Origin of the sequence: Ensifer sp., assembly GCF_035999185.1 — a bacterium.
GTDB lineage: Bacteria > Pseudomonadota > Alphaproteobacteria > Rhizobiales > Rhizobiaceae > Ensifer.
In genome coordinates, this window is sequence record NZ_DASYHB010000019.1 from 69298 (window position 1) to 76446 (window position 7149).

Sequence of the window (7149 nt, forward strand, 5' to 3'; positions counted from 1 at the left end):
GACGCCAGGATCCCACCGGCGCGTAACGGTCAGATCAGCCCAGGTCCAGCGGATAGACCGGCCGCCGCACGCGCTGAAAATTCCGGGCGCCGATATTGGCGCTGCTCAAGCCCGTGCCGTCGATCTCGACGATGGCGGACGCGATCGGGCCGAAGGCGGCGCGGAAGTGTTGTTGCGATTTGACGACGACGATTGCGTAGTCGGAGGGCTCGATGCCGACTGCGCGCAAGAGGTTGCGGTCGAGCATCTGCTGGCGCTCGCTGCAGATCAGGATGTCGATGCCATCCACATGGAACCGCACGCTCGGGCCCATGGTGGCTGAAAGCCCCTGGAACATCGGCCCTTCGAAGACGATCCGGCCGTCCGAGATCGCCTCGACCGTACCCCTGACCGAAATCGGCCCGCCGCCGACGGCGGGGTCGATCTTGCAGCCGAGCGTCACCTCGCGGTTCGCACCGACGCCGGCGGCGATCAATTCGGCTGCGACTGCGGGGTCGCAGAGCGCGCCGAAGGCGACGTTTGAGACGCCGATGTCGAGAAGACCGCGAAGCACGCATGTGGAATCGCTATAGGCGCCGCAGCCGGGATTGTCGGAGAAATCGGCAATCACCAGCGGACCATTCCGCTCCGCGTCCAGATGCGCCTTTACGATTCCGGGCAGCGCGTCGAGCGGCAGTTGCACGTCCTGATGCGCGCGCCGGTCCCAGATCTCGCGGCAGAGCCGCTCGGCCTCGGCCTCAGCGTCATCCGCCGCCACCCGGTTGCGGTCGTAGCAGATAACGGCCGATGGTCCGGTGTTGAAGATATCGGCATCGTAGAAGCCGGCATTGATGGACGTGGCGAGCATCCCGTCGCGCGAAGCGATCGCGTCGGCAATCTCGAGCAGTTCCGTCATGGCGCAGGCATGCGTTGTGCGCCCGTCATTGCAGCCGTTCACCATCGGCGGCTGGCGGATGGCGATCGCCGGACGGATCTCGCCGCGCATGGCGCGCTCCAGAAGCGCCCCGGCCTTATGGGCGCATTCGGCCATGTCCACGTGCGGATAGGTGCGGAAGGAGACGGCGATATCAAGCAGCCCGGCCATCTCGGGCGCCGAATTGGCGTGGAGGTCGAAGGTCGCGGCAATGGGAACCTTCGTCCCGACGATGCCGCGCACCGCTTCCAGAAGCTGGACCTGCGCATCGTCAGCCGTTTCCGTGCACATGGCGCCATGAAAGACGATGAAGACGCCGTCGAGCGTTTGCCCCGCAAGCGCGCTTGTCAGGTCGGCGACAAAGCGCAGCCGCATCGCCTCTTCGATCCGCCCGCCGGGCTCGGCCCGTGCCGCGACCGTATAGACCGGCTGCCAGCCGTATCTGTCGCAGCAATCGATGAAACCGCCGATCTCCGAATTGGTGCCCCGGCAATGGGTCTCGATCTCGGCCCCAAGGAAATAGTGGCAGGCCTCGAAATCCCTGAAACCGGTCGTAAGCTTCGAAAACGTGTTGGTTTCCTGGTTGAATTCGAGAACGGCGACCCTGGGGCTCATCACATGCACTTTCATATTGGGATGGATTAAGGAGACGGGCGCCGGAGAAACGCGAAAACTCCGGCGCCGCGCCTGTCCGCTTGCCACGCTCGCGTCGATGAAACGGCACGGAGAGCGGCACGCGAATTTTTGGAGGAAGGGCTGTCCTCACGGGTTGGAGGTTCCTCTAACCGATGAGGGGGCTTGGCCCTCATCGGATTTGATGGAGGCCTGCTCCTCACCGGGTTGAAGTTTTGCCTCTCACCGGTTGGAGGCTTGCCCCTTACCGGTTCGCTTGGGGGCGCCCCTCTCCTCGGGTTAAACCCGAGGACTAGCCCTCTCCCCGCAGGCCGGGAGAGGGAACGCGGACGAACCGCTGAGTTGTCACCCGCTTCGCGCGTCGCCACAGGCAATGAAGGTGGTGATGACAGGCAAACGGGTACCGCACCGTCCCTTCTCCCCGCCTGCGGGGAGAAGGTGGCCGGCCGGCCGGATGAGGGGCTCCGCTGCACAAGATATGGCAGGCCCGATCAGCGCCGCGCGCCCTCCCCTTAGCGGAAATATTCGCTCGTGGTCTTCGGCTTGGCCATGATGTCGAAGTCGAAATACTGCTTGCGGATCCTGTCGTAGGTGCCGTTTTCCATGATCGTCTTCAGACCGGTATTCAGCCTGGCCAGCAGCGCCTCGTTGCCCTTGCGCACCGCCATGGCGTTGCCCTCGGCCTTGTCGAGCACGAAGCTGTCGCCGACGAAGGCGCAGCAGCCGCTCTCGTCCTTGGCGAGCCATTCGGTAAAGGCCATCTGCCCTTCGAGGATCAGGTCCAGCCGGCCGTTCTCCATGTCGAGCAACACTTCGCTGAGCGTCGGGTAGAGCTTCACCTCGCTGTCGGGGAAGAACTCCTGCAGCGCTTCCACCGCGACCGATCCCGACTGCGTGCCGATCACCTTGCCCTTCAGCGCCTCGGGCGTAATCTCCTTCAGGCCCAGGTCCTTGCGGGCGATGAAGCGCATGGCGTTAAAATAATAGGGGGTGGTGAAGTCCACTTCCTTCTTGCGGTCCGGGTTGATCGCCATCGAGGCGATCATCACGTCGAATTTCTTCGCCTGCAGCGCCGGAATGATGCCGGACCACTCGTTGGTGCTCCAGACGCAGTCCGCCTTGATCTCGGCGCAGACGGCCTGGCCGATATCGTAGTCGAAACCCTTGATCTCGCCGGCCGCGGTCACATAGTTGAACGGCGCATAGTCGCCCTCCGTGCCGATCGCCAGCGTCTCGGCGCAGGCGCCACCGGCCAGGAGCGATGCCAGCACCAAGGCCGGCACAGTCATGAACTTCTTTTTCATCTCGTTCCCTCTGTCCCTCGTTGCGGCGCTCCCCAAACTATGGTCGCAAAGGCCGCCATCGAGCCCGGCTCGATGCGTCTTTCGCCCAAAATGTCTGGAGTTGCAGCCGATCTCTTTTTCGTTTTCGCTTTATTATGGATCGACAATGCGGGACGAAACCGCCCTCCGCAATGTGAAAGAAATCATTCCAGCCATCGAAAAAATTCATGTACGCTGCGCGCGATCCCGATAGAGGAGCAGCCGATGCGTGACCTGCCGAGCCTCAAATCCCTGCGCGCCTTCGAAGCGGCCGCCCGCAACGGCAGCCTGACTTCGGCGGCCGACGAACTCTGCATTGGCCAGGGTGCGATCAGCCACCAGATCCGTAATCTTGAAGAGCATCTGGGTCTCAGAGTTTTCGTGCGCAAGCAGCACGGCGTCGAGCTGACGCCGGAAGGCGGGCTTCTCTACGCCTCCTGCCAGCGCGCCTTCGACGATCTGGAAGGTGTCGTCCAGCACATCCGGCCGCGCACGAGCGGCAAGATTTTGCGCGTGCGGGTCGGGCCGTTCTTCTCGATGAAGGTGATCGCCCCGCGCATCTCGGAGTTTCTCGCCGCCAACCCCGGCGTGCAACTCCACCTCTCTCACCTCGAAACCATGACCGCCGGCACCAGCCCCGCCGACGTGATCATCGACTACTGCCTGCAGCCGCCGGCCGGGCGCTTCTCGCGCAGGCTCCTGCGCGAATGCCTGGTGCCCGTCTGCGGCCGTGACCTTTTCGAGAAAGCCGACAACAGGCTGGCGCTGCTGTCGGGCAACCGGCTGCACTACCGCGGCTTGTCGGAATGGCAAAGCTGGATCGCTTCCTCCGGCCTGGCACTGCCGCGCAGCCGCCAGGACCTGATCTTCGACGACCAGCACATCATCCTCGAAGCGGTGAAGGAGGGCCAGGGCGTGGCCCTGATCGACCGCACCATGGCGGAACACGATCTGAAATCCGGCCAGATCCAACTCGTCCACGACCACTTCTACGAACCGGCCGAAACCTACCAGTTCGTCTGCCAGGAAGACCTGTTGCGTACCAAGCCGGTAACGAAAAGCTTTCTGAACTGGCTGATCGCGGAGATCGAGGAGCGCGAGCGGCGTAGCGCCGGGCTTGGTGGCTGATCCCCTCTCGGAATCGGGAGCCGTACATCCTCGATTTGCCGGTCCAGCGGGTAGGCCAACCGACGATCAACAAATCGGAATTGGGTAAAATTCTCCTGGCCAAGTGCGCAATTGATTGAGCCTTCATCGGTAAAGCTGAATGCAACCGAGGGAGGTATCATGAAGACAGCCTTCATTCTGATTTTTGAATCTGATCATGTGGCCATTTGAGAACGACGAGTATCCCGAAGGCTACGTGTTGTCGGAGGCCCCGGGCCAGCCAAAATATCGCTGGAGCGATTACGGCCAGCGACACGGAGCAGCCGTTCTCCACCATCGCTTTGGAAGGCCTTATGCCGCCGACAATGTCCGCCTTCCGGACGGATCGCGCGGCCGGGCTCATGCCGCGCATCTCGACCGCCAAGACTGGCGGCGTCCGCTCAACGACCACGAACGCGCCTGGTCCAGCGCGGCGACAGCAATTCCGATCCGCTGGCGTTGGGGTACCTTGGTTGTCACACCGGACGATCTGGTTTTCGAGGACGATCAATCGCTGCCATCATTCGAGCTGGCTGAACGCAACGCCCAACTGAACCACGATCTCTGTCAAAGCGCGGAAATCAAGCGCCTCGCTCTGACGATGGAAGGCTGCAACGCGCTTTACGGATCGCTGCTGCTAGGACTTTGGGGGAGGAGCCGCGACGCTGAGGAAGGCACTTCGTACTCGTCGCGCAAGGAGGCAGCAAAATTGTTGGCAAAAATTCGCGGCCTCGGCGAGACCCACTACGACATCAAGGGCGCGAGATGGCTGAATTACCGAGCATATCCATCCGAGCTTCAGTCGGTGTCTCACCACTTCGAACGGCTCGGCTGGTACGACCTGACGGAAAAGCCTGCGGGCAATACTGCTGCCGACGAGCGACCCTACGAGCCTGATGGCCTCCGTGAACTGATGCGGAGGCTGACGCTTTTTCTCGTCGCCTCGATGGTGGCTCTTTTCATCCTCCTGGCCGCAATGGCCGTCACGACCAAATAGCGCCGCTCACACTCTCCTCTTCCCAAGCGACACCAGGCGCCGGCGCATCCGCTGGCAAGCGCGTGCGCCGTCACTGGCGCTGCTGACATCGTCACCGTCAGTTTGGCGTGCCGGTCTTGACTACCCCGTCTGCGGCACCCCATGCGCGTGGATCACGGCATCAGCCTCCTTGCCGTAAAGCTCCTCGAAATGGTCGAAGCTTTTCGAGAAATAGCCGATCCCTTGCGTCGCCGCCCTCAGCGCCCGGGCGAGATCGTCGAGCGCTGATCCCGGCACCAGGGCGCGAAAGATGTCCCAGCCCTTGGCGGTCTCGTCGCGGTCGAAGCCGAGCACTTGCCCCTTGTAGGTGGAGACGATCGGCACCAGGCTGCCGGAATAGATCGACGGGATGTGGATCTCGATGCGGATGACAGGCTGCATCAGGACGGCGGACGCCTGCGACAGTGCCTGGCGCACGCCCATCTTGGCGGCCGCGCGGAAGGCGAAGTCGTTGCTGTCGACTGTATGGTGCTGGCCGTCGGTCAAGGTCACGCCGACGTCGATCACCTGAAAGCCGAGCGGACCCTTTTCCATCGCCTCGCGCGCGCCGGCCTCGATCGCGGGAATGAAGTTGCGCGGCACCGCCCCACCCTTCACCGTCTCGGCAAAGGAGAAGCCGGTGCCCCGCTCGTTCGGGTGCACGCTGAGTTTCACGTCGGCAAACTGCCCGGCGCCGCCGGTCTGTTTGCGGTGGCGATAGTGCACGTCGGACGGTTTCAGCACCGTCTCGCGATAGGTCGGGCTCGGTTGCCTGTCGCTGACGCCGACATGGAAGACGTCGGCGAGCGTCTTGCAGAGATCGCGCAGATGCATTGGTCCCTGCACGCAGACGAGCTGGGCGCCCGTCCCCTCCTCCTGCATGACGGAAAGCCCGCGGTCGGTCTCGGCGAGCTTGGCGAGCGTGCCCGAAAGCTTGGTTTCGTCGCGCTCGCTGTCGGGCACCAGGATGCGCTCCAGCATTGGCGTCGGCGGTTCGGTCCAGTCGGGTGCCGCGGCCGTCGTGTTGGCGGCAAGCAGCGCCGGCACCGGCAGATGGTCGGACTTGACCGCCGCGATGATCGCGCCCGCCTCGGGCGTGGCGTTGGCGAGCGGCTTGCCGGTAGCCGGGTCCTGCAGCGAGCCCAAGCCGCCGCCACCAAGCGCGGCTCCCTGCTTGAGGCCCGAGGTCAGCGCCCTGACCAGCACCGTCTTGCCGACATTGGCCTTGTGATAGGCGTGGAAGCTGACGGCCGATAGCGCGGCCTCCGCAATCGGGCCGGCCGCCGCCAGTCTTTTTCGCAGCGCATCGACGGCAGGCGCCTCATGGCGCAGCGCCTTCATCAGCCGCAGAATGCCGTTGGCGTGGCTTGCCGAACCGACCAGCACCGGGATGATCCGGTTTTCCTTCAAGAGCCGCGTGGAGATCGCGTAGATCGTGTCGCTCGCCGGTAGCCGGTCCTCGATCAGCTCCTCCAGCAGCCAGTCGTCGAACTCGGAGAAATGTTCGAGCAGTTCGGCGCGTGCCTCCTTCTCCCGCTCCATCTCCGTTTCGGGAATCTCGATCAGCGCCGAGGTCTGCCCTTCGCGGTAGCGCCAGGCACGCTCGGAGATCAGGTCGCAGGTGCCGACGATCTTGTCGCCCTCGCGGATCGGCACCTGGCGCAAGAGCAGCATATGGCTCGAATAGTCCTGAAGGGCGGCGATCACGTCGCGAAGCCGCCCGCGCGGCTCGTCCATGCGGTTGATGAAGAGGATGCAGGGCGTTCCGGACGCCTCGATCGCCTTCAGATAGGGGGCGGCGAGCACCGCCTCTTCCGGCGCCGGAGAGACGCACAGCACGCAGGCGTCGCTGGCAAGGATCGCATGCTGCGCGTGGCCCAGCGCCTCGGTGCCCCCGGGTGCATCGAGCGCACACCAGGGCTCGCCGCCAAACTCGAATTCCGTGAGGTTCAGTCCATAGGGCGAAGCAGCTTTCCTTCCGGCCCCCTCCAGACCGGCCAGCTTGTCCACAAGCGTGGTTTTTCCGGTCTGCGAGGGCCCAAGTACCGTGAAGCAGCGCATCGGCAATCCTCCCCTGTCGCGATGACGACGGGCGCCGAGCGTTGCGACGCCCTCACTCC

The 7149-nt window shown here is 63.8% G+C and carries 5 protein-coding genes; 2 read left to right on the forward strand and 3 right to left on the reverse strand.

What is annotated here, in order from left to right; all coding sequences use genetic code 11:
• Nucleotides 1-34 precede the first annotated feature (34 nt).
• Together VGO04_RS01830 and VGO04_RS01835 are read right to left on the reverse strand one after the other, a co-directional pair.
• Nucleotides 35-1528: a M81 family metallopeptidase gene (locus tag VGO04_RS01830; RefSeq protein ID WP_327494251.1), complete on the reverse strand. Its 1494-nt coding sequence runs from the start codon at nucleotides 1526-1528 to the stop codon at nucleotides 35-37.
• 530 nt (nucleotides 1529-2058) lie between these two features.
• The gene (locus VGO04_RS01835; RefSeq protein ID WP_327494252.1) at nucleotides 2059-2850 is read right to left on the reverse strand and encodes a transporter substrate-binding domain-containing protein; all 792 of its coding nucleotides are present in this window, start codon (nucleotides 2848-2850) and stop codon (nucleotides 2059-2061) included.
• 243 nt (nucleotides 2851-3093) lie between these two features.
• Here VGO04_RS01835 and VGO04_RS01840 point away from each other — a divergent pair, with 243 nt between their 5' ends.
• Together VGO04_RS01840 and VGO04_RS01845 are read left to right on the forward strand one after the other, a co-directional pair.
• Nucleotides 3094-3996, forward strand: coding sequence for a LysR family transcriptional regulator (locus VGO04_RS01840; RefSeq protein ID WP_327494253.1), 903 nt, complete (start codon nucleotides 3094-3096; stop codon nucleotides 3994-3996).
• Between the two features lie 196 nt (nucleotides 3997-4192).
• Entirely contained in the window at nucleotides 4193-5011 is an 819-nt protein-coding gene (locus VGO04_RS01845; RefSeq protein WP_327494254.1) for a hypothetical protein, read from the forward strand.
• A gap of 120 nt (nucleotides 5012-5131) precedes the next feature.
• On the opposite strand, the gene VGO04_RS01850 is transcribed toward VGO04_RS01845, so the two are convergent.
• Nucleotides 5132-7090 (reverse strand): elongation factor G, encoded by a 1959-nt coding sequence (locus VGO04_RS01850; RefSeq protein WP_327494258.1) that lies wholly within the window; start codon nucleotides 7088-7090, stop codon nucleotides 5132-5134.
• Nucleotides 7091-7149: the final 59 nt, after the last annotated feature.

Excerpts from the sequence above, each read along its gene's own strand:
- VGO04_RS01830 (WP_327494251.1), bottom strand. The coding sequence starts at position 1,528 with ATGAGCCCCAGGGTCGCCGTTCTCGAATTCAACCAGGAAACCAACACG.
- VGO04_RS01850 (WP_327494258.1), bottom strand. The coding sequence starts at position 7,090 with ATGCGCTGCTTCACGGTACTTGGGCCCTCGCAGACCGGAAAAACCACG.
- VGO04_RS01840 (WP_327494253.1), top strand. The coding sequence starts at position 3,094 with ATGCGTGACCTGCCGAGCCTCAAATCCCTGCGCGCCTTCGAAGCGGCC.
- VGO04_RS01845 (WP_327494254.1), top strand. The coding sequence starts at position 4,193 with ATGTGGCCATTTGAGAACGACGAGTATCCCGAAGGCTACGTGTTGTCG.
- VGO04_RS01835 (WP_327494252.1), bottom strand. The coding sequence starts at position 2,850 with ATGAAAAAGAAGTTCATGACTGTGCCGGCCTTGGTGCTGGCATCGCTC.